Raw genomic sequence first — 20693 nt, forward strand, 5'->3', positions numbered from 1 at the left:
CAGTTTTTCACCATAGGGAGTCGTCTGCGGATCCAAGGCAACTCCTCGTCTGACCATAGCTTTGAGCGTGTCAGCCCGGCCGAGCCAGGGATCCGGGTGACGGAATCCGGAAAGGACGAGACGTGATGAGCTCCATGGAGCGCATTCGACTGACCTACGCTTTCGACGCCTACTGCGGCTGGTGCTACGGCTTCGGCCCGGCCTTGCACGAGTTCGCCGCGGCCAACGCCGACCGGATCGAGCTGCGGGTGCTCTCCGGCGGCCTGTTCACCGGCTCCGGTGCGCTGCCGGTGTCGGCCTACCCGCACATCCCGGGCGCCAACGAGCGCATCGCCCAGCTGACCGGCGTCATCTTCGGCGACGACTACCGTGCCGCGCTGGCCGACGGAACCGTGGTGATGGACTCCGCCGATGCCGCCGCGGGGCTGGTGGCGCTGCGCAGCCAGCCGGGAGTGAACGTCCTGGACGCCGCGGCCGCGATGCAGCGTGCCTGGTATGTCGAGGGCCGCAGCCTGTCCGACGCCGCGGTCTACCGGGACCTCGCCGCAGAGCTGGGCCTGGACGCTGACGCGGTGGCGGCGGCGTTCGCCTCGCCCGCCTCCCGTGCCCAGGCGGAGGCCGACTTCGCCGAGGTACGCCGTCTGGGCGTCGACGGCTACCCGACGCTGCTGCTGCACAGCGCACATGGCACCGACCGTCTGGGCGGCCCGGTCTCCTCGGCCGACGCGCTCACCCGCGCCCTGGACCAGCACCTGGCCACTGCCACGGCCGCCTGAACCCACCCCCCTCATCACCCCCTGAAAGGCGAGTAACTCCCATGTCGTCCACCCTGACGTACACCGTCCACACGGCCGGTGACACCGGCCTGCACAAGGCGTCCGTGCTGATCACCGGCGAGCGCGAAGCCCTGCTGGTCGACGGGCAGTTCACCGTGGCCGAGCAGCACCGGGTCCTGGCGGACATCATCGACAGCGGCAAGGAGCTGACCACCGTCGTGGTCACCACCTCCGACCCCGACTACTACTTCGGCCTGGAAGTGATCCGCCGGGCGTTCCCGGACGTGCGGATCGTCGCCACCGCCACCACGGTGAAGCGGATCAAGGACAGCTGGGAAGGCAAGCTGAAGACCTGGGCGCATCTGGGCAGGAACCTGCCCACCGAGGTGCTCATCCCCGATGTGCTGGACGGGGACCGCATCGGCATCGAGGGCCACGACTTCGAAATCCGCGGCGGTCACCCGGACCTGGTCTGGCGCACGGAGTACTTGTGGCAGCCCGAGGACCGCGCGGTCGTGGGCGGCGTCCTGCTCTTCGCCGGCCTGCATGTGTGGACCGCCGACACTCCTACTCCGCGCGAGCGATCCGCCTGGGCCGAGACCCTCGCCGGCATGGAGCGGCTCGCCCCGCGCTACGTGGTCGCAGGCCACCGCGCGGCCGACTCCGCCACCGACGCGTCCGCGATCGCCTACACCCGCACCTACCTCGCCGCGTTCGAGGAGGAACTGGCCGAGAGCGGCAACGACTCCGAGGCCCTGAAGGCCGCCATGCTCAGGCGTTACCCGGACCTGGGCCTGCTGGTGGGTCTGGACCTGGGGACCAAGGTCGCCACCGGCGAGATGACCTGGGGCTGACCGGTGCTCACCTCTGCCCGTGTGCCCGCGCAGCGGGTCACCGACACGGCGTACGGCGCCGGCTCTGATGGAGCCGGCGCCATCGGGCAGCCCGCGGCCCCGGGTGGCATCACTGCCCGGGCGGCGGCCGCCATGGAGTTCGCCCTCACCGGTGGCGTGCTGTTCGTCCTGGTCACGGCCGTCCGCTGGGTGATGGCATCCCCCGTCAGCCGGGCCCTGCCCGCCCAGCATCTCCAGCTGGCGGCCGTGGCGGCGATGGTCGCAGCGGCGCTCGCTGGGGCGTTGTCCTCCCCGTGGGGCCGTCGCGCCGGTGGTCACCTCAACCCGGCCACCACCCTGGCGTTGTGGCTGACCGGGGCCTTCCCCGGCCGCCGTGTCCTGCCCTACGTCGTGGCCCAGCTCGCCGGCTCCGTGGTCGGCACCGGCCTGGCCCGCCTGGTGTGGGGTCCGGTGGTCGGCGGCCCTATGGCCTACGCCGCCGTCCAGCCCGCACCCGCCTGGCCGGCCGCCGCCGTGTTCGCCGCCGAGGCCGGGGCGACCGCCGCGATCCTCGCCGTGGCCCTCCTGCTGACGTCCCGTCCCGGGTGGAGGCGCTGGACACCGCTCGCCATGCCCGCCGCCACCGCCGCGGTCATCATCGGCCTCGGCCCCCTCACCGGCGGATCCGCCAATCCCGCCCGACAGTTCGGCCCCGCTCTTTGGGCCGACCGGCCCGGCTACTGGTCACTTCTGTGGGTCTATCTGGCGGCGCCGCTCGCAGGGGCAGCCTTCACCGCCCTGGTCACCCGGTGCCGGGCACATCTCCCCGGCCGCTCTGTCCGGAGCGGCCGCGCACGGTCGCGCGGAAGGCGATCGGAGACTGACCGGTGCGCTGATGGAAGAACTTGCTGAAGTTGGTGGCGCTGGTGAAGCCGAGCTGTGCCGCGATACGGGAGGCCGACTGGTCACCGTGCGCGAGCAGGCGTCTGGCTTCCAGGATCACCCGCCGGTCGATGAACTCCTTCGCCCCCACCCCAGCACCGGCCAGGGCGGCCCGGGAGAGGGTGCGTGGCGAGTAGCCCAGAGTTCGGGCGTAGTCCTCCAGGCGGCGGGTGCGGGTGAAGTCACGTTCGACCGCCTCACGAAAACTGACGAACGTCTCCCCGGGCTCCGCAGCCGGGCTGCCGACCGGCGCAGTGCGCTGTGCCAGGCGCAGGACCAGGGCCGACAGCAGGTGGCGCTCTACCGCCACATGGGCTTCCAGCGAAATGCCGTACAACGCCTGGGACTCCAGCGCCAGATGGTTCACCGCCATCTCCAGCGCGGGGCGCTCCTCGGGACCGGGAACATGAAGCACGGGGGTGTGTGGATCGTCCACGCCCGCAGCGGCCACCGTGCCCGGATCCAGGAAATCGCGCTCGAAGAGGATCAAAGTGCCCTCGGCCTCGTGCAGTTCACCCCACTGCTGCACCTGACCGGGCCGGACCCACAGCCAGGAACCCGGCGTGAGGGCGTATCCGGTGAAATCCACCGTGTGCCACAAGGAACCGCCGGAGAGGGTGATCAGGTGGTGGAACGTCGGCCGCTGCGGCACCGCCAGTCCTGCCGTGCCCATGCGGACGGCGGCACGTTCCCGCAGCTGGGCCAACGACATGATCTCGACGCCTGCCTGTGTGCCGACCGCGGGCGCGAAGCCGATGTCCGCGATCTCGCGGGGGCCGTCGTGTCGTCTTCTCACCGTCACCTGTAGCCACCATGTGGGGAACGAAGTCTGTCCGTCCCCCAGTCTGAGGCAGCCGCCGGCGTTCTCGGACTCGCAGCGTGCCTACTGCGGGTCCGGCTGAGGACACCATGTGCCGTCGAGCGGAATGCCGGCGGCTGCCGCGATCCGGTCGCGTGAGGCGACCAGCCGGGCCCGCAGCGTCGGCAGGTCCATGTCCACCAGTGCGCCGTCGCGTTTGACCACGCGGCCGGCGACGAGGACGGTGTCCACCAGGCCGGGGTGGCCGGCGCTGACGATGGTGGCGGCCGGGCCGGTGACCGGGAAGACGGTCAGGTCGTCGGCGCGCAGCAGGATGATGTCGGCGTCCTTGCCGGGCGTGATGCTGCCCGTTCGGGCGTCGAGCCCGCACGAGGCGGCGGCGTCGACGGTGGCGAAGGCGAGCAGGTCGCGGGAGCGCAGGCCGCCGTCCAGGCCGCGCTGTACAGCGAAGGCGGTCCGCATGGTGGAGAACATGTCGCCGCCCGCGGAGGGCACGTCGTCGATGGACAGCGTCGGGCGCAGGCCGGCGGCCAGGGCCCGGCCGGTCATCGGCCGGCCGAAGCCCATCTTCAGCTCGACGTCCGGGCTGATCGACAGCGAGCTGCCGGCGTCGGCGAGCATGCGCAGCTCGTCGTCGCTGAGCCCGTTGCCGTGCACGAAGGTGGTGGTGTCCCGGAGCAGACCGTGCTCGCGCAGATCGGCGATCGCTCCGGTCACGATGTCCACGTGCAGGCTGGTGCGCAGACCGAGTTCGGCCGCCAGCTTCAGTTCCCGGGCGACGGTGTCCATGCCGGTGGCCTCGGGGCCGCGCAGCCCCCACGCCATGGTGACCATGCCGCTGTCGGGCAGGTCGGCGCGGACACGGCGGACGGCGGCGTCGACGGGGTCGGGGGTGCCCCAGCCGGCGCCGAGGCAGAAGATCGACCGTCCCGGCGCGTCACGCAGCGCGGCGACGGCCGCGTCCTCGTGCTCGGGGGTCTGTGCGACGTGGTACCAGTCGAGCATCGTGGTCACGCCGGAGTGCAGGGCCTCCAGGCGGCCGAGGAGGGTGCCCGCGTAGACGTCCTCGGGCTGGTAATGGGGTTTGACCGTGCCGTGCATGGCCACCGCCCACTGCGGGAACGTCCAGTCCGCGCCGACGCCCCGGAACGCGGTCTGCCAGGTGTGGCGGTGGTTGTCGACGAAGCCGGGCATGACGATCCGGTCGGTCGCGTCGATCACCTCGGCGTCCGGTGCGTCGATCCGTTCGGCGACCTCGGCGATCACGCCGTCCTCGATGAGCACGTCACCGCGGGCGAGATCGCCGACAGCCGGGTCCATGCTGACCACGGTGCCGCCGGTGAGCAAGGTCTTCATCGTCTTCATTGCCTTCATCGCCTTCATCGGGTGAACTCCTTTACAGACTTATTCGGATCGTTCACGACCGTTTTGTGGCGGTCGTCGCGGTTCCACGCGGATAGGCGCGGGCGGTCAGGGCCTTCTGACGCAGGTAGCCGATGAGGGAGAGCGCCAGGGCCAGGCCGCCGGTGAAGTACAACTGGACGCGGGTGTCGCCCTGGTGGGCCATGAGGGCCATGAGGGCCAGGATCATCGCCACTCCGGCCAGCGCCACCCAGGTCAGGACCGGGAAAGCCCACATCTTCACGACCAGGTGCTCAGGCGCCTCCCGGTCCAGTCGGCGGCGCGTCCGCAGCTGAGCGGCGGCGATGAAGCCCCACACCACCAGCACGGCCGCGCCGACCATGTTGAGCAGCCAGGCGAAGACCGTCCCCGGCCACCAGTAGCTGAGCAGCACCGCCACAAAGCCGAAGGCGGACGAGGCGATCACCGCGCGCCGCGGGACTCCCCCGGAGACCTTGCCGAGAGCTTTCGGACCCTGCCCGCGGGCGATCAGGGAGTACGCCATGCGGGAGGAGCCGTAGATGTTGGCGTTCATCGCGGACAGCAGGGCGACGAGCACGATGACGTTCATGAGCTGACCGGCGACGGGGATGTCGAGGTGGTCGAGGACCGCCACGTAGGGGCCGCTGGTGGTGACGGCGGGGTCGCTCCACGGGATCAGCGTGACGATGACCAGCATCGATCCGACGTAGAACACGCCGATCCGCCACATCGCGGTGCGCACCGCCATAGCGACGCCCCGGACCGGGTTCTCGGACTCGGCGGCGGCGATGGTGACCGTCTCCAGCCCGCCGTAGGCGAACACTGAGGCGAGCAGGCCGACGACCAGGCCGTTCGTGCCGTGCGGCAGGAAGCCGCCGTCCCCGGCGAGGTTCGCCGTACCCGGGGCGTGCGTGCCGGGCAGCACGCCGAAGATCGCGAGACCGCCCAGCACCAGGAAGAGCGAGATCGCACCGACTTTCAGTGCCGCGAACCAGAACTCGAACTCACCGAAGTCGCGGACCGCCGCGAGGTTCGTACCGCAGAACACTGCTATGAACAGCAGGACCCACATCCAGGACGCGGTGCCCGGGAACCAGCCGGTCATGATGCCCGCGGCGCCGATCGCCTCGGCGCCGACGCCCACACACAGCAGCGTCCAGAACATCCACCCCGCCGTGAAGCCCGCCCAGGGCCCGATGGCCCGCTCGGCGTGCACCGAGAACGACCCGGAAGCCGGGTTGGCCGCCGACATCTCGCCGAGCATGCGCATCACCAGCATGACGAGCACACCGGACAGGGCGTAGGCGAGGACGATCGACGGTCCGGCGGCCGCGATACCGGCGCCGGAGCCGACGAACAGACCCGCGCCGATGACACCGCCGAGGGCGATCATCGACAGGTGACGCTGCTTGAGCCCGCGCACGAGCGGAGTGCCGCCAAGGGGCGCGTCATCGTCGGTGTCGTCGGCGGGTGTGGGGCCGACGAGACGATGGTTCTGCAGGTGGGACATGGACATGCACCTCTTCGTTGAGCTGCTGGACTCTCAAGGGCCGGTGGTGTCCGGACCCGCGCCGGTCACGCGTGCGGGCACGGGCAGAGGGCGTCGCCGCAGCACGCGGCCGGTGCTCTGGTGGTGCTTCAGGCGCTCGCCGTCGAGGTGTGTACGGCGTCGGCGGCGGCGAGTGCGTCGGTGACCAGGTCGGCGGTGTCCTCGGTGCCCGCGGCCAGCCGGACCAGGCCCGGCGGCACCGACTCGACGATCTGGTCCTCGCTGAGCATCCCGCGCCACATGGACGCCGGGTGCACGGCCAGGGACTCGACGCCGCCGAGGCTGGCCGAGCGGAGGAAGTAGCGCAGCTTGCCGAGAAAGGCGTCGGCGGTCTCGAAGCCGCCGGTGAACTCGATGCCGAGCACCCCGCCGAAGCCGGTCATCTGGTCGGCGGCCAGCTTGTGCTGCGGGTGGGACGGCAGGCCGGGATAGTGCACCCTGGCCACGGCGGGATGCTCGTTCAGTGCCTCGGCGAGCGCCTGGCCGTTGGCGTTGTGCCGGGGCACGCGCAGGGGCAGGGTGCGGATGCCGCGCAGCAGCAGCCAGGCGTCGATGGGGCCGAGGGTGGCGCCGGTGAGCAGGCCGACGTCCCAGATCCGGTCCAGGAGTTCGGCGGGTCCGGCGATCACTCCGGCGGAGACGTCGGAGTGGCCGTTGAGGTACTTGGTCGCGCTGTGCCAGACCAGGTCGATGCCGAGGTCCGCGGGGCGCTGGTTCAGCGGGGTGGCGAAGGTGTTGTCCGCCATGGTCAGCACGTCGTGGGCACGGGCCAGGTCCGCCACCGCGCGCAGGTCGGTGATCTGCAGCAGCGGATTGCTCGGCGTCTCCACCAGGATCAGGCGGGTCCGGGGGGTCAGTGCCTTGGCGAACGCCTCCGGGTCGGTCTGGTCGACCTGCGTGGTCGACACACCGAGCCGCGGCAGCAGGTTCATCAGCACCGAGCCCGTGCCCCCGTAAGTGGACTTCTGCCCGATGACATGGTCGCCCGCGGAGACCAGTGCCAGCACGGCGGTGGTGAGCGCGGCCATCCCAGACGCGGTGACCATGGCCGCCTCGGTTCCCTCCAACTCCGCGACCACGGCCGCGACCTGCGCGTGGTTCGGGTTGCCGAAGCGGGTGTAGAAGTCCTTGCCACGCGGTTCGACGGCGCCCTGCGCGAACGTCTCGGCGTTCTCGGCCCAGAACGTCGCCGTCTGGTAGATGGGCGGTGCCACGGCACGGCTGGGATCGATCTCGCGATCGGCGTGGACGGTGATGGTGCTCTTGCCCGGCATGGCTGCCCTTCCGTGGACCGTTGGGGTGACGCCATCAAGCGTCGGCGGCCGACGCCAGGAACTGGACCGATCACGGCAACTTTGGCAGCAAATTGCGCTCACTACGGGCGCAGGATTGTGGTACTCGACAGCCAGGCGCAATAAACTGCCACCCATGGACGAGGTGGACCGGTCGATCCTGGCCGTGCTTGAACAGAACGGTCGGATCAACAACAACGAGCTCGCCGCCCGGGTCGGGCTGTCGCCGTCCCCCTGCCTGCGGCGCGTGCGCCAGCTGGAGGAAGCCGGCGTCATCCGCGGTTACCGGGCGCTGATCGATCCCGCCGCGGTCGGCCGCGGCCTGCGCGTGTTCGCCGGGGTGCGGTTGGTGCGGCACACCCGCGCGGACGTGGTCGCGTTCGAGCGCGGGATCACCCAGCTGACCGAGGTGGTCGCCTGCCACCACATCACCGGCAACTTCGACTACCTGCTCCAGGTCGAGGTCGCCGATCTGCCCGCCTACGAGGACTTCCACGCCAACCAGTTGGCCGCCCTGCCCGGCGTTGCCACGGTGACCAGCTACGTCACCATGAAGACGCTCTCCCCCGACACCACCTGACAGCCTGGTCCCGGCCCCGGTGGGCCGGCACATGGACCGCGGTGCAGCTGCCCGCGCTCCATGTGCCGGCCCACCGGTGGTGGCTCGGTCAGATGGTGATGCTGCCGCGGATACAGACGACGGCGGCGCCGCTGACCCAGACGGTACCGTCCGGATCAGCGGCGATCTCGATGCTGGCGGCCCGCCCCACACGCGCGCCCTGGGAAACCCGGTAGGAGGAGGGGGCGGCGCCGGTGGAGGTGAGCCACTGGCCGACGCCGGCGTTCATGCTGCCGCACGCGGGATCCTCGGGCACACCGGCGCCGGGGGCGAAGGTGCGCATCTCGAAGTGGTGCTCGGATCCCTCGGGGTGGGCCCCGATCGCCCCGACCATCGCGGTCGGGATGAGGGACAGGTCGGGTTCGAGGTCGAGGACCTCCTTGGCGGTGGCCAGCCGGATCACGGCCCAGCCGGGGCCGTTGTCCACCCACTGGTGGGCCAGGACCCGCTCCCGCGTGATGCCGAACGCGGCCACGATCCGGTCCAGATAGGCGTCGTCGAGGGCGCCGTCGCGGACCCGCGGTGGCGCGGCGAAGGCCAGTCTGTCGTCGCCGCGGCGCACGGTGACCAGGCCGGCGGCGCACTCCTGCACGATGCGGTCGGCGTGCCGGGGGATGCCGCCGCCGTCCAGCCAGGCGCGCGCGGAGCCGAGGGTGGGGTGCCCGGCGAACGGCAGCTCCCCCTGGGGTGTGAAGATCCGCAGCAGGTAGTCCGCCTCCGGCATCGACGGGGGCAGGACGAACGTGGTCTCCGACAGGTTCGTCCAACGCGCCAGGCGCTGCATGTCCTCGTCGGTCAGATCCGTCCCGTCCAGGACGACCGCGACCGGGTTGCCGCGATAAGGGGCCGTGGAGAACACATCGACCTGCACGAACGAGCGGGTACGCGGCATGGTCATCGAGGGCCTTTCGGTAGCGGCGGAAGCGGATCTCTGTACGTCCGCCCGTCGGCGCGAGCGGGTCCATCTCAACGCGGCCCGCGCGGCAGGGACAGGGCCACTCAGCAAAGAGTGGACCGACCGGCCGGGGGCGCGTGAGTCACTGCGGGCCGCCAGGTGTGACCAGGAGGCCGCCGACGAAGGTGTGGGTGGGGGTGAGGTCGCGCAGGGTGTCGCTCGGGCAGTGGGCGGGATCCCGGTCCCAGACGGTGAGGTCGGCGAGGCGGCCGGGGGTCAGGGTGCCACGCAGACCCTCCTCCCCGTTCAGACGTACGGCGTTGAGGGTGTGCAGGGTGACCGCCTCGTCGTAACTGATCGCGTGCTCCGGGCCCTTGACGCCGATGACGGTCTGCCGCGTCGTCATGCCCCACACGGAGCGCATCGCGCCGAACTGGCCGACGGGGAAGTCGGAGCCCGCGCTGACCTGGGCGCCCAGGTCGATCCAGCCGCGGGCCGGGAAGAGGCGGGCGACGCGTTCCGGGCCCCAGAAGGTCTCCTCCACCTCGGCGGTGTCGTGGAGCAGCGGCTGCTGGATGGTGACGGGGATGCCGAGGGCGACGGCGCGGGCGCGTTGCTCGGGGCCGGCGAGGCCGCCGTGCTCCATCACGAGCGTGCCAGCGGACAGGCCGGGGTTGCGCTCAAGGACGCGTTCGTAGACGTCGAGGAGAGTGCGGACCGCGCGGTCGCCGTAGGCGTGGGTGCCGACCCGCCAGCCGCGCCGTACCACCGCCTCGACGGCCTCGACCAACGCGTCCGGTTCCCAGATCAGCATGCCGGAGAAGGAGTGGTCACAGGCGTACGGCTCCTCGGTGGCCCCGGCCTCCAGGCCGCCGTCGAGACCGAACTTGACTCCCCAGACCGACAGCCACGGGTCGGAGTCGTCGCGCCACTGCTCCATGACGTCGAGCAGGTCCTCGACCTGAGCCGCGCTGGTCATGCCGAGTGCCGAGATCAGCGCCCGTACCCGGGTGTGGAGAGCGCCCTCTTTCCTCGCGGCCAGGTACACGGCGTAGTCCTCGGGGGTGACCGCGCAGTCCCGGACAGTGCCGATGCCGGTGGCGGCGTAGTCGCGGGAGGCCAGGCGGAGCCCCTCGATGCGCCGGTCCCGATCGGGGGCCGGGACGAGGTGTTCCACCAGGTGCAGGGCGTTGTCGATGAGCCGGCCGTCCAGCTTGCCGTCGGCGTCGCGGCCGATGGTGCCGCCGGGCGGTACCGGGGTGTCCTCGGTGATGCCGGCCAGACGCAGCGCGTAGTGGTTGACGACGTCGTTGTGGCCGCCGCGCTTGACCAGGACCGGGTGCCTGTCGGTGGCCGTGTCGAGTTCGGCGGCGGTGGGCATGCGGCGCTCGGCGAGGTTGAGTTCCTGCCAGTTGGTGGTGGTGCGGATCCACTCGCCCTCAGGGGTGACGGCGGCCCGCTGCCGGATCAGGTCCAGGAACTCGGGGATGGTACGGGCCTGGTGGACGGGGACGTCCTGGGCGCCGAGCCCGGCGAAGACGAGGTGGGTGTGGGTGTCGTCGAAGGCGGGCAGCACGGTGGCGCCGGGCAGGTCGTGGACCTCGGTGCCCGCGCCCACCAGGTGGTCCAGGCCGTGCGGGTCGGCGGACACGGCCATGATCCGGTCACCGCGCACGGCCAGCGCCCGCTGCGGGGCCTGGCCGGGCACCAGGGTGTGCACCGCGTCGGCGCGGATCAGCAGGTCGGCTGTGTGGTCGGTCATCGTCTTCTCCCTGAGCTCGAAGCGTTGCGAAGGTGTCGCTGACAAGACAGTTGTAGAAGGCGGATCGCGATTGGCCGCCATATTCAGACCCTGAGAGCAGGAAACCTGTCACTCATTCACATCAGAATGCAGATCATGCGCCAGATGCGATGCAGAGAGGCCGCCGGATCACAACCGGCCGCGCGTCGCCGCCCGGCTCCTGATACGGGCTGGCCAGCTGCCCCGGGGCTGTTCGAATACACCGGCGTGGGCCGCGTTATCCCCTGTACGCAGACCGCGCCTGCGCACGACGGGCGCGCACGACTCAGCCCGCCCTGCCGCCGACGAGACCTGTCAGGTTGCCCGCGAGTGCGGCGACGTTGGGATGGTCACCAGCCTCGGTGATGAGGGCCCCGCCATGGAAGTGGTTGGCCAACCCGGCCGGGCGGTCGAGGCCGTCGAGTATCTGGTGGGTGGCAGCGACGTCAACGGCCGGTGAGAGGGGCCGGCCCTGTGCCTGTCTGGTGCCTCCCAGTCAACTCCCGCGGCCGGAGCCGGACCATGCAGAACATGTGCGCGGGCGCGGTCTGTTCGCGTGCAACCGGCTCCACGACTGGCGTCGGTCGCCTCGTGCCGACGGCGGTGACGGGCGGGAGCAGTGGGTTGAGCCCAGTGAGGGCGCTATGGCCCGGGGAAGACCACGCGGAGGGTCTGGACCCGCCTGTTCCGGCGGAGCATGAGCCAGGCGAGGGTCGGCGGGCAGGGGTCGGTGCTGCCGGCGGGGTTGGTGACGTCCATTTCCCAGATGGTGACGGTGCGGCTGGCCACCACGTGGCGCAGATGCTGGGTCACGCCCTTCTCGCGGTTCCTTCGCATGGCCGGGATGGGATGGCAGCGTTCGCCCGGTGTGCTCAGGACACCGACCAGTTCGGTCTCGGCCGGCCACAGCTCCAGGATCTCCCTGGGCTGACGGCCGCGCCGGGCGCCCTCCAGCGTGACCTCGGCCTCCTGCCGGCTGTCCTCGGTGAGCCGGGCGGCGTCGTCGTGCACGTGCGTGGCGGTCGTGAGCAGCACCTGGGCGAGCTTGGCCCGGGCCTGGTTGAGGCGGCTGCGCACCGTGCCGACCGGGATCTCGCAGGCACGGGCGATCTCCCGGTAGGAGGTGATGCCGCTGAAGTGGCGCAGCATGAGCACCAGCCGCAGCGGCTCGGGCAGTTGCTCCAGCGCGTCCCAGATCCAGTCGCGCATCGCGTGCTGGTCCACGACCCGCTCGGGATGTATGAGGTGGGTGGGATACGGGGGATACGAGGGATACGAGGGATACGGGGAATACGACAGCCCGTCGTCGCCCGTGTGCAGGCGGTCGAGGCTTTCCAGGCCCGGTGTGTCCCGGGCGTCGCGCAGTCGCATACGGGCGCTGTTGCGCACGATCGCCCGCAGCCACGCGCCCACGGCCGCGGGGTCGCGTACGTCGCCGATGCGGCGCAGCGCGGTCAGCGCGGCGTCCTGCACCGCGTCCTCCGCGTCGGGGCCGTAGCCGAGCAGGCTCAGCGCCACCGCCCGCATCGGCGCCTGGTGGCGGGCGAGCAGCAGGCCGAGGGCCTCGGTCTCACCGGCCTGGGCCCTGCGGGTGAGTTCCTCGTCCGTGGGCGGGGCGATGGCTGTCATGGTGGGTGAACGCCTCCGTGGCGACGTGGTTCGGTAACGCATCATGCTCCGGTCAGGACGACTCCGGCAGCCAGCTGCCGTGGAAACCTGCCGGGACGGGGTACGGCAGCTCCACCACCGCCTGGACGGCGAGTTCCCGGGCGTCGAGGACGAGCAGTTCGCCCGCCTGGCCTTGGTCGTCCGAGACCAGGGACAGCAGCCAGCCGTCGTCCTCGCCGGTGCCGTCGGCCGCCGGTACGAAGACCGCCTCGCCGGCATGGCGGCTGCCGGGCGTCTTGTGCAGGTGCCGGGTGTCGGCCTTGAGGTCGTGCTTGGCGATGCCGTCGCCGGAGACCGTGTACAGGTAGCGGTGGGGGTGCCCGGTGAGGGCCTCGTTGTGGGTGGGGAACTCGGCTTCGTGGTTGTCGAGTTGGGACTCGGTGACGCGACCGGTGGCCGGGTCCAGGGTCCAGCGGTGCAGGACGGAGGGGGCTCCCAGATCCTGCACCGCAGCCGGGCCACCGGGTCCGCCGATGCCGGACCATGCGTTGCCGAAGCCCGCGGGGTCGTGCCGTACCGCGTCCAGCACGATCCGGCCGTGGGCGTCTTCGTAGGCGTTGCCGACGTGGAAGACGTAGCAGGGATCGATGTCGTACCACCGCACGTCGGTGCTGCCCGGCGTGCGGGACATGATCCCGAGCCGGGCGCCGTACCCGTCGTCCCACCGGTAGGGCATGCCGCCACGTCCGGCCAGGGCGAGGTCGAGGACGACGGGGAGGTCCAGCCACACGATGTGGTGCTCGGTGACGGCGAAGTCGTGCATCATCGTCGGCCCCGGCACCTCGACCGGCCGGCTGTCGAGCAGTTCGCCCAGTGCGGTGACCCGGTGGTAGGTGAGGTGCGGCGGGGCGAACCCCGTTCCGAACAGGTGCAGTTCGCCCGTGACCGAGTCCTGTTTGGGATGCGCGGTCATCGCCGTCCGCAGCCGCCCGCCGAAGTCGTACGGCCCGACCGTCTCCAACTCGTCGGTGACCCAGTAGGGCAGGCCCGCCTCGCACAGGGCCAGCACCGTGCCGGCGTGCCGGATCACATGCGTGTTGGCGGGCGTAGCCGCCAGGTCGACGGTGCGGTCCTCGCGGATGAACGGGTGCCCCTCCAACTCCCTTGTGCGCACCCACCGGTTGCGGTACCACTCGGCGCGTCCGCCGCGCAGCCGGATGCCGTGCAGCATGCCGGAGCCGGTGAACCAGTGCCCGGAGCCCTCGCCGGGCAGCGGGTTGGGACCGTTGCGCAGATAGCGGCCGTCCAACTCGGGCGGCAGCGTACCCCGCACGGTCAGGTCGGCCGCCTCGCGCTCCGCCGGGACCGGCGCGAACCGGCCCCGGAGGTGGCAAGGAAGGGATGCCCCTTCGGCCATGCCCTCGGTCATGCCTGCGGTCACGCCCGCGTTCCGGGCGACGCGGCCTTCCTGACCAGGGCTGCGACCTCGGCGGGCTTGGACACGTACACGGCGTGGCTGCCGCTCGTCTCGGTCACCGCCGCCCCGGCCCGTTCGGCCATGGCGCGCTGGGCCGGCGGCGGGATCATACGGTCCTCGGTGGCGACCAGGTAGAAGCTCGGCCTGTCCCGCCACGCGGGGTGGGTGACGGTCCCGCCCAGCGCGTCCACTCCCCAGGGCACCTGGGAGTCGGCCAGGAACCGTGCCTCGTCGGCGGGCAGGTCGGCGGCGAAGGACGCGGCGAACTTCTCCCGGTCCAGGAAGAGGAAACCGTCGCGGGGCGGCAGGATCGGCGGGACGGGCGCACCGGGCGGCGGGTCGGCGATCAGGGTGTTGACGGACTCGTCCTTGTCGGGCGCGAACGCCATGACGTACACGAGCGCGCTCACCTTCTCGTGGTTGCCCGCCTCGGAGATCACCGCGCCGCCGTAGGAGTGGCCGACGAGCACGGTCGGCCCGTCCTGGGCGTCCAGGATCAGCTTGGTGGCGGCGACGTCGCCGTCCAGGGACAGGGTGGGGTTCTGGACGACGGTGACGGTGTAGCCGTCGGCGGTCAGCAGGTCGTAGACCCCCTTCCAGCCCGAACCGTCGACGAACCCGCCGTGGACCAGGACGACGTTCCTTGCTTCAGTACTCATGTGTACGCGCTCCTCTTGGGTGGGTGAGCTGATGCCGGGGTGGACTACTGCGGCAGAGCCGTGACCTGCGGCTGGGCGGCCTGCAGACGCGCCTGGGCGCGGGCGGGATAGACCTTCGTGAAGACGGCGGGCCCGACGAGGCCGACGACATGGGCGGCGATGCCCACCGAGGCCGGGGCGTCAACCGCGTTCGCGACGGCCAGGCTGACGCCGATGAACGTGAAGCCGGCGCCCCACGCTGCGGTGATGTGGTTGTTGACCCGGACGAACTCCGGCATGTCCCAGAACTCGCGCGGCGTCTGGCGCTTGGCGATGCCCAGCGTGAAGGGGCGGCGGATCGCCAGCGTCCCCCAGGCCGTGACGGCCAGCCAGGCGAAGGAGAGGACGTCGGTGTGATGCGACAGGGACGCGTTCGGCCGCGCGACGGCCACGGTACCGACCACCACGAAGTACACGATGGTGCTGGCCTCCAGGATCAGCGCGTCGAGGTCGACCCCGCGACGGCGGTCCTGGAGCAGGAGCAGCAGCCCCGAGGCGAAACCGCTGACCGCACCCCAGCGCCAGTCGACGAAGCCCGACACGAAGCCGGCGACGATCCAGGGGATGAATCCCCGAAAATAACCCATTGAGTCTTCCTTGGTGAGCCAGAACGAACGTGGTCGACGCGGACTAGATGCAGGGCGGGCACGGAAGTTCGAACCCTGACATGTGACGCCCGTCACATACGGGCGCCCGGCATCACGACGAGACGCCTGGAGGGCAGCCCGGTAGTACTCGCCCAGGTGGGAGCGGAGTCTGATGCCCTGCCAATCCGAGGACGGCGTAGACGGTGCGGCCTCGGAATCCACGTGCCCCAGTCACTGCGCTTCCCTACGCTGTCCGCCATGGAAAGACCCTGGGCCGAGGACCTCGTCAACGTCGTGGACGTCGAAGCGACCTGCTGGGCCCGCTCCCAGCCGCCCGGGGAGGTCAGCGAGATCATCGAGGTCGGACTGACCGTCGTCGACCTGGCCGCCGGCGAGCGGCTCGCCCGGCACCGGATCCTGGTGAGGCCGGCCCGGTCCGCGGTCAGCGAGTTCTGCACGGAGTTGACCGGCCTCACCCAACACGAGGTCGACCAGGGGGTCACCTTCGCCGAGGCGTGCCGACTGCTTGCGGCGGAGCACCGCGCGGGCGCCCGACCGTGGGTCAGTTGGGGCGACTACGACCGCCACCAGTTCACCCGGCAGTGTCAGGCCGCACAGACGCCCTATCCCTTCGGCCGCCGCCACACCAACGCCAAGGCCGTCTTCACCGAGGCGTACGGCCTGCGCAAACGCCCTGGAATGGCGCAGGCCCTGGAGATCGCCGGGCAGCAACTCGAAGGCCGTCACCACCGCGGCGAGGACGACGCCTGGAACATCGCGGCTCTCGTGCTTCACCTCTCCCAACGGGGACTCTGGCCGACCGCGGTTGAGCACCCGGCCTAACGCACCGTTCTCACCTTGGGGAAGCCGGCCTCGACCGTCCCCCATGCATCCACCGCGCCCCAGGTCCGAGCGCGCCATCCCCTCGGACCGCGTCCGCAACCGCAACCGCCACAGGCTCGGCTCCCGAGGAGGCTGGCCTCCGAGGTGCGGCAAGGCCGACTGCATCGAACGGCACGCGGTCGAGTGACGGGCTCGCCGTCCGCTACGAGGCCACGGTGCTGGTCGCGGTGATCAACGGATGGATATGAGTGGCACCGGCGCGTCCGTGATCGCTAACCTCGCCGGTGATGAAGCAGCGCCGCCAGAAGAAGCTCTCGCGCCGTCTCTTCGAGGCGGTCCTGGCCGGTGACGCCAGGACCGCGAAGGCGCTGTTGCGCAGTGGAGCATGTCCGGAGAGAAGGAACATCGACGGCACGACTCCGCTGTATCTGGCATCCGTGCAGGGCGAAGCCGAAATAGCCCGCCTGCTCATGGAAGCCGGCGCCTCCCCCGACACGGAAAGCGCCGGTCCGGGCTCGGAGGGCACACCACTGTGCGCAGCCTCGTGCTGGGGGCACGCCGAAACGGTCCGGCAGCTGTTGGCGCATGGCGCCGATCCCAGCCTCCGCGAAGACCATGGCACAGGCAGGACCCCGCTGGAGTGGGCGGATGGCGGACCCCACCCCGCCACCGCCGAAATCCTCCGGGCGGCACGAGCACTACCGACGCCATGAGCCACGGCAGCCCGCGCGCCGGGGATCGGCAGGTCGGGATATATCGGATGTTGTGATGCGTGCCGTGGTGGATCTACCGTTTATCTGCAGGGAGGTTTTCTCCGGGACGGGCCGAACGGTGGTGTGCTACGGGGTTGCCTCCTGATGAGGGAAGTGGTCCTGTTGACCGTCGCATGGGACGACATCGGCGGGCTTGTCGATGCCCATGAGCGTTTTCTGGCCGGTGCACGGGTCGAGGCGGATGTCCGGGGCTCGGTGCTCGATTCGTGGAAGCGGTGCCGTGCCGCGGGGCTGGAGCCGCACCGGCTGCTGATTCCGTACGCGGCGGACCTGGTGCTGGACGACGGGCTCCTGCGCGCGGCCGACCCGGTGCTCAAGGAACTGGTCGACTCGCTCGCGGTGGCGGGCATGACGGTCGCCCTGTGCGATGCGCGGGGCCGTATGGTCCAGCGGCTCGGTGGCGACCAGCAGCTGTGCGCGCGTCTGGACGAGGTGCGGTTCGCTCCCGGGTTCGACGCTTCGGAACAGGCCGCGGGCACCAACGGCGTCGGTACGGCACTGGCCGGGCGCAGCCCGTGTTACGTGATCGGCCGTGAGCACTTCGCCGACTGCCTGCAGCCGTACGCCTGCGCGGGCGCGCCCGCGCGCGACCCGTTCAGCGGGCGTGTCGAGGCCGTCCTCGACCTCACCTGTCGGCGGGACGACGGCGACCCCGCCATGCTGCGGCTGGTGCGGGAGGCCGTCCACGACATAGAAGCCGGGCTGCTGGAGCAGGCCACGCAGCGGGAGCGGGCGCTGCTCACCGCGTACCGGCGGGCGTCCGCCGGTTCCACGGGGTGGATGTCCCGGCCCGAGTCGGGGTCTCCGGGGGACTGGGCGGGTCCCGAGGGCCGCGGTCTCGGCCGGATCGACCTGGCCGTGCTGAGGGAGAAGGCCGAAGATCTCCTCGCCTCCGCGCACCAGACCCTGGACGAAGTGACCCTCTCCGGCGGCCGGACCGCCACCCTGCTGCGCCGCACGGTCACCGGGGCCTCGGGCGAGTCCGGTGTCGTCGTCGAGGCGCGTGTCCTCGGTGGCCCGCGACTGCGCCATGTGACACCCGCACCCGCACCCGCACCCACGCCCACGCCCACGTCTCCGGCCATGGCGACGACCCTGCCCAGGTCCCCCGCACCGCACCCCACCGTCACACACACGGTCGTACCGCCGGACCGGGCGGCGGCGAACAGTGACGGCGCCGGAACCGCCGATGGCTGGCTGCTGCTCGTCGGGGAGCCCGGGGTCGGCCGGCTGGCCGTCCTGGCCCGCCGGCGTCTGGAGCTGTTGCACGACGCGAGCGTCCGGATCGGCACCACCCTGGACGTCACCCGCACCGCGGAGGAACTGGCGGAGGTGACCGTGCCTCGTTTCGCCGACTTCGCCGCCGTGGACCTGCCCGATCCGGTGCTGCTCGGCGACGAACCGGGAGAACTCGGCGAGCACACTCCCCTGCGCCGGGTCGCCATGCGCACCATCCATAAGGAGTCGTTCCTGTACGGGGTCGGTACCACCGTCCAGTACGTCACCTCCACACCGCAGGCCCGCGCCCTGGAGACCGGGCAGCCCGTCCTCGAACCCGTCCTGGCCGACGCGGGCGGCTGGCTCGCCAACGATCCGGTACGCGGCGGACAGGTGCTCGCGATCGGTATCCATTCCCTGATCACGGTGCCGCTGCGGGCCCGCGGCGCCACCCTCGGCGTGGTCAGCTTCTACCGCTCGGAGAAGCCCGCCCCGTTCGAGGACGACGACCTGTCCCTGGCCCAGGAGCTGGCCGCCCGTGCCGCGATCTGCGTCGACAACGCCCGCCGCTACACCCGTGAGCACAACACCGCCCTCGCGCTCCAGCGCAGCCTGCTGCCCCGTGGACGGTCCGAGCAGAGTGCCGTCGAGGTCGCCTGCCGCTATCTGCCCGCGCAGGCCGGAGTGGGCGGCGACTGGTTCGACGTCATCCCGCTGTCCGGCGCCCGGGTCGCCCTCGTGGTCGGCGATGTCGTCGGTCACGGTCTGCACGCCGCCGCCACCATGGGCCGGCTGCGCACCGCCGTGCACAACTTCTGCTCCCTGGACCTGCCGCCCGAGGACCTCCTCGCCCACCTCGACGACCTGGTCGTAGGACTCGACCGCGGCGAAGGCTGGGCGGAGGGGGCCACCGACCCGGACCGCGGAATCATCGGGGCCACGTGTCTGTACGCCGTCTACGACCCGGTGTCACGGCACTGCACCCTGACCCGTGCCGGGCACCCGCTGCCCGCGGTCGTCGCACCCGACGGCACGGTGGAGTTCGTCGACCTGCCCTCCGGGCCGCCTCTGGGACTGGGCGGCATGCCCTTCGAGACCGCGGAACTGGAACTGACCGAGGGCAGCCGGCTCGTGCTGTACACAGACGGGTTGATCGAGGACCGGCACCAGGACATCGACTCCGGCTTGGAGAGGCTCCGCTCCGTCCTGGCCCACGCCGACGGGACGCCGGAGGACACCTGCGAGGCCGTCCTCGACGCGCTGCTCCCGGCCCGGCCCAGCGACGACGTGGCCCTGCTCGTCGCCCGGACCCACGCCCTGGGCCCGGAACAGGTGGCCTGCTGGGACCTGTCCAGCGACCCGGCGGTCGTCTCCCGTGCCCGCGCGGCAGCCGTACGACAACTGGCCGCCTGGGGCCTGGACGACCTGGCCTTCACCACCGAGCTCGTCGTCAGCGAACTGGTCACCAACGCCGTCCGCCACGCGACGGGCCCGCTCCAGCTGCGGCTGCTCCGCGACCGCGCCCTGATCTGCGAGGTCTCCGACAGCAGCAGCACCTCACCCCGGCTGCGCCATGCCCGCACCGAGGACGAAGGCGGCCGCGGCCTCTTCCTCGTCGCCCAGCTCACCGAACGCTGGGGAACCCGCTACACCACCGACGGCAAGATCATCTGGACGGAACAGCCCCTGCCGTGACGGCCTGCTCCACCAGCGCCGCGTGCCGGTAGAGTCGCTCCTTCGACCGGCCCATGGGGCCCTGCCCGGCCGGTGGCGGCGACGTGGACGGTGGCTTCGCCGAAGTCGGTACGGCGGCCCGCGGCGTGGACGCCGTGCGGCCGACCCTTCTCACCGCACACACACGCAGCGCACCTCCCTGGTGCAAAGCGTCGCCCGGGAGACGATGTTCGCGTCCGCGGACGCGAGCGAGCTGACATACCGCATCACGGATCTGCCCGACTGCATGCGGTCCTTTCCCCCCGTGAGCCTCCGCCAACTTGAATACGCAGGTCAAACGGCTGGTATGACCGGTTCTCGGGGTGCTCACGCTGGTCGTCGGCGGCAGTCCGTGGAGTAGATCGTCTGACGGAGCCAGATGGTTCGCCGGTTCCTGCTCGCTGGGGCCGGGCGGCCATCTACGATCCGCTGCATGGATCCCGAGCGGCTGGAACAGATCACCGCGCGGCGTGCGGAACTGGACGAACTCGAAGAACAGCTGGCCAAGCAGCTGGCGGAGGTGCGGGACGAGCTCGTCGTCGCCGAGCGGGTCCTTGAGCGTGTGAGCGAGCAAATCTCCGACGAGCGCGCCTTGGTCGCGTCGGCGCCGGGGCAGGTGGGCAGCCGGGCGGTGATGCTGCTCCCGCACCGCACGCCGGACATGGAGGAGAACATGCTCCCGCCGGACTATCAGCGCATTCTCGCCGCTGTGCGGCAGGCCGCCGGGCCAGTCATGGCCCGGCAGGTCGGCGAGATGCTGGGAGTCGACGTCACCGTGCGGGCCAGGCTGGCACCGCTACGCGGCAGGCTGGTCAGCCTCGTCGATCGCGGCTGGCTGCGCAAACTGCCCGACGGCCGGTTCACCACCCGCCTGTGACCGGGGCCGC

General features: G+C 71.2%; 18 protein-coding genes. 8 read left to right on the forward strand and 10 right to left on the reverse strand.

Annotation, left to right across the window (positions count from 1 at the left end):
- The first annotated feature begins 125 nt into the window (after positions 1-125).
- The 3 genes from AB0D85_RS37685 to AB0D85_RS37695 are packed head-to-tail and all read left to right on the forward strand — an operon-like array spanning position 126 to position 2521.
- Positions 126-776, forward strand: a complete 651-nt coding sequence (locus tag AB0D85_RS37685; protein WP_362330603.1) for a DsbA family protein — start codon at positions 126-128, stop codon at positions 774-776.
- Between the two features lie 41 nt (positions 777-817).
- On the forward strand, positions 818-1630 hold the full coding sequence (locus AB0D85_RS37690) for an MBL fold metallo-hydrolase (RefSeq protein WP_362330606.1): 813 nt from the start codon (positions 818-820) through the stop codon (positions 1628-1630).
- 21 nt (positions 1631-1651) lie between these two features.
- Positions 1652-2521, forward strand: coding sequence for an aquaporin (locus AB0D85_RS37695; RefSeq protein ID WP_362330609.1), 870 nt, complete (start codon positions 1652-1654; stop codon positions 2519-2521).
- On the opposite strand, the gene AB0D85_RS37700 is transcribed toward AB0D85_RS37695, so the two are convergent.
- The 4 genes from AB0D85_RS37700 to AB0D85_RS37715 form a co-directional block, all read right to left on the reverse strand.
- The gene (locus AB0D85_RS37700) at positions 2412-3353 is read right to left on the reverse strand and encodes an AraC family transcriptional regulator (RefSeq protein WP_362330612.1); all 942 of its coding nucleotides are present in this window, start codon (positions 3351-3353) and stop codon (positions 2412-2414) included. The genes AB0D85_RS37695 and AB0D85_RS37700 overlap by 110 nt on opposite strands.
- A gap of 81 nt (positions 3354-3434) precedes the next feature.
- Complete coding sequence (locus tag AB0D85_RS37705) at positions 3435-4754, reverse strand: amidohydrolase family protein (protein WP_362330615.1); 1320 nt, start codon at positions 4752-4754, stop codon at positions 3435-3437.
- A gap of 34 nt (positions 4755-4788) precedes the next feature.
- Positions 4789-6147, reverse strand: coding sequence for an amino acid permease (locus AB0D85_RS37710; RefSeq protein ID WP_362330988.1), 1359 nt, complete (start codon positions 6145-6147; stop codon positions 4789-4791).
- A gap of 245 nt (positions 6148-6392) precedes the next feature.
- Positions 6393-7577 carry an aminotransferase class I/II-fold pyridoxal phosphate-dependent enzyme gene (locus AB0D85_RS37715; protein ID WP_362330618.1) on the reverse strand — a complete coding sequence of 395 codons (1185 nt, stop codon included), beginning with the start codon at positions 7575-7577 and terminating at the stop codon, positions 6393-6395.
- A gap of 154 nt (positions 7578-7731) precedes the next feature.
- On the opposite strand from AB0D85_RS37715, the gene AB0D85_RS37720 reads away from it, so the two are divergent.
- Positions 7732-8175 carry an Lrp/AsnC family transcriptional regulator gene (locus AB0D85_RS37720; protein ID WP_362330621.1) on the forward strand — a complete coding sequence of 148 codons (444 nt, stop codon included), beginning with the start codon at positions 7732-7734 and terminating at the stop codon, positions 8173-8175.
- Between the two features lie 88 nt (positions 8176-8263).
- Here AB0D85_RS37720 and AB0D85_RS37725 read toward each other — a convergent pair whose 3' ends face one another.
- The 6 genes from AB0D85_RS37725 to AB0D85_RS37750 form a co-directional block, all read right to left on the reverse strand.
- Entirely contained in the window at positions 8264-9112 is an 849-nt protein-coding gene (locus AB0D85_RS37725; protein WP_362330624.1) for a PhzF family phenazine biosynthesis protein, read from the reverse strand.
- 139 nt (positions 9113-9251) lie between these two features.
- On the reverse strand, positions 9252-10871 hold the full coding sequence (locus tag AB0D85_RS37730) for an amidohydrolase (RefSeq protein WP_362330627.1): 1620 nt from the start codon (positions 10869-10871) through the stop codon (positions 9252-9254).
- 660 nt (positions 10872-11531) lie between these two features.
- The gene (locus AB0D85_RS37735; protein WP_362330630.1) at positions 11532-12518 is read right to left on the reverse strand and encodes a sigma-70 family RNA polymerase sigma factor; all 987 of its coding nucleotides are present in this window, start codon (positions 12516-12518) and stop codon (positions 11532-11534) included.
- Between the two features lie 52 nt (positions 12519-12570).
- Positions 12571-13914, reverse strand: a complete 1344-nt coding sequence (locus AB0D85_RS37740) for a carotenoid oxygenase family protein (protein ID WP_362330991.1) — start codon at positions 13912-13914, stop codon at positions 12571-12573.
- A 20-nt stretch (positions 13915-13934) separates the two neighbouring features.
- The gene (locus AB0D85_RS37745; protein WP_362330633.1) at positions 13935-14633 is read right to left on the reverse strand and encodes an alpha/beta hydrolase; all 699 of its coding nucleotides are present in this window, start codon (positions 14631-14633) and stop codon (positions 13935-13937) included.
- A 44-nt stretch (positions 14634-14677) separates the two neighbouring features.
- Entirely contained in the window at positions 14678-15259 is a 582-nt protein-coding gene (locus AB0D85_RS37750) for a hypothetical protein (protein ID WP_362330636.1), read from the reverse strand.
- A gap of 258 nt (positions 15260-15517) precedes the next feature.
- Here AB0D85_RS37750 and AB0D85_RS37755 point away from each other — a divergent pair, with 258 nt between their 5' ends.
- The 4 genes from AB0D85_RS37755 (at position 15518) to AB0D85_RS37770 (ending at position 20683) form a co-directional block, all read left to right on the forward strand.
- Positions 15518-16102, forward strand: a complete 585-nt coding sequence (locus AB0D85_RS37755) for a 3'-5' exonuclease (RefSeq protein WP_362330639.1) — start codon at positions 15518-15520, stop codon at positions 16100-16102.
- A 287-nt stretch (positions 16103-16389) separates the two neighbouring features.
- Complete coding sequence (locus AB0D85_RS37760; protein WP_362330642.1) at positions 16390-16815, forward strand: ankyrin repeat domain-containing protein; 426 nt, start codon at positions 16390-16392, stop codon at positions 16813-16815.
- 144 nt (positions 16816-16959) lie between these two features.
- Entirely contained in the window at positions 16960-19788 is a 2829-nt protein-coding gene (locus AB0D85_RS37765; protein WP_362330645.1) for a SpoIIE family protein phosphatase, read from the forward strand.
- A gap of 451 nt (positions 19789-20239) precedes the next feature.
- Positions 20240-20683: a hypothetical protein gene (locus tag AB0D85_RS37770; RefSeq protein ID WP_362330648.1), complete on the forward strand. Its 444-nt coding sequence runs from the start codon at positions 20240-20242 to the stop codon at positions 20681-20683.
- The last annotated feature ends 10 nt before the right edge of the window (positions 20684-20693 follow it).

This window comes from Streptomyces sp. NPDC048277 (genome assembly GCF_040652235.1).
In the GTDB taxonomy this organism is placed as follows: Bacteria; Actinomycetota; Actinomycetes; order Streptomycetales; family Streptomycetaceae; genus Streptomyces.

Bases quoted from the DNA above. Each gene is read 5' to 3' on its own strand.
- AB0D85_RS37720 (WP_362330621.1), top strand. From the start codon at position 7,732: ATGGACGAGGTGGACCGGTCGATCCTGGCCGTGCTTGAACAGAACGGT.
- AB0D85_RS37730 (WP_362330627.1), bottom strand. From the start codon at position 10,871: ATGACCGACCACACAGCCGACCTGCTGATCCGCGCCGACGCGGTGCAC.
- AB0D85_RS37735 (WP_362330630.1), bottom strand. From the start codon at position 12,518: ATGACAGCCATCGCCCCGCCCACGGACGAGGAACTCACCCGCAGGGCC.
- AB0D85_RS37685 (WP_362330603.1), top strand. From the start codon at position 126: ATGAGCTCCATGGAGCGCATTCGACTGACCTACGCTTTCGACGCCTAC.
- AB0D85_RS37745 (WP_362330633.1), bottom strand. From the start codon at position 14,633: ATGAGTACTGAAGCAAGGAACGTCGTCCTGGTCCACGGCGGGTTCGTC.
- AB0D85_RS37740 (WP_362330991.1), bottom strand. From the start codon at position 13,914: ATGGCCGAAGGGGCATCCCTTCCTTGCCACCTCCGGGGCCGGTTCGCG.
- AB0D85_RS37690 (WP_362330606.1), top strand. From the start codon at position 818: ATGTCGTCCACCCTGACGTACACCGTCCACACGGCCGGTGACACCGGC.
- AB0D85_RS37705 (WP_362330615.1), bottom strand. From the start codon at position 4,754: ATGAAGGCGATGAAGGCAATGAAGACGATGAAGACCTTGCTCACCGGC.
- AB0D85_RS37725 (WP_362330624.1), bottom strand. From the start codon at position 9,112: ATGACCATGCCGCGTACCCGCTCGTTCGTGCAGGTCGATGTGTTCTCC.
- AB0D85_RS37715 (WP_362330618.1), bottom strand. From the start codon at position 7,577: ATGCCGGGCAAGAGCACCATCACCGTCCACGCCGATCGCGAGATCGAT.
- AB0D85_RS37750 (WP_362330636.1), bottom strand. From the start codon at position 15,259: ATGGGTTATTTTCGGGGATTCATCCCCTGGATCGTCGCCGGCTTCGTG.
- AB0D85_RS37770 (WP_362330648.1), top strand. From the start codon at position 20,240: ATGGATCCCGAGCGGCTGGAACAGATCACCGCGCGGCGTGCGGAACTG.
- AB0D85_RS37760 (WP_362330642.1), top strand. From the start codon at position 16,390: ATGAAGCAGCGCCGCCAGAAGAAGCTCTCGCGCCGTCTCTTCGAGGCG.
- AB0D85_RS37755 (WP_362330639.1), top strand. From the start codon at position 15,518: ATGGAAAGACCCTGGGCCGAGGACCTCGTCAACGTCGTGGACGTCGAA.
- AB0D85_RS37765 (WP_362330645.1), top strand. From the start codon at position 16,960: ATGAGGGAAGTGGTCCTGTTGACCGTCGCATGGGACGACATCGGCGGG.
- AB0D85_RS37710 (WP_362330988.1), bottom strand. From the start codon at position 6,147: ATGATCGCCCTCGGCGGTGTCATCGGCGCGGGTCTGTTCGTCGGCTCC.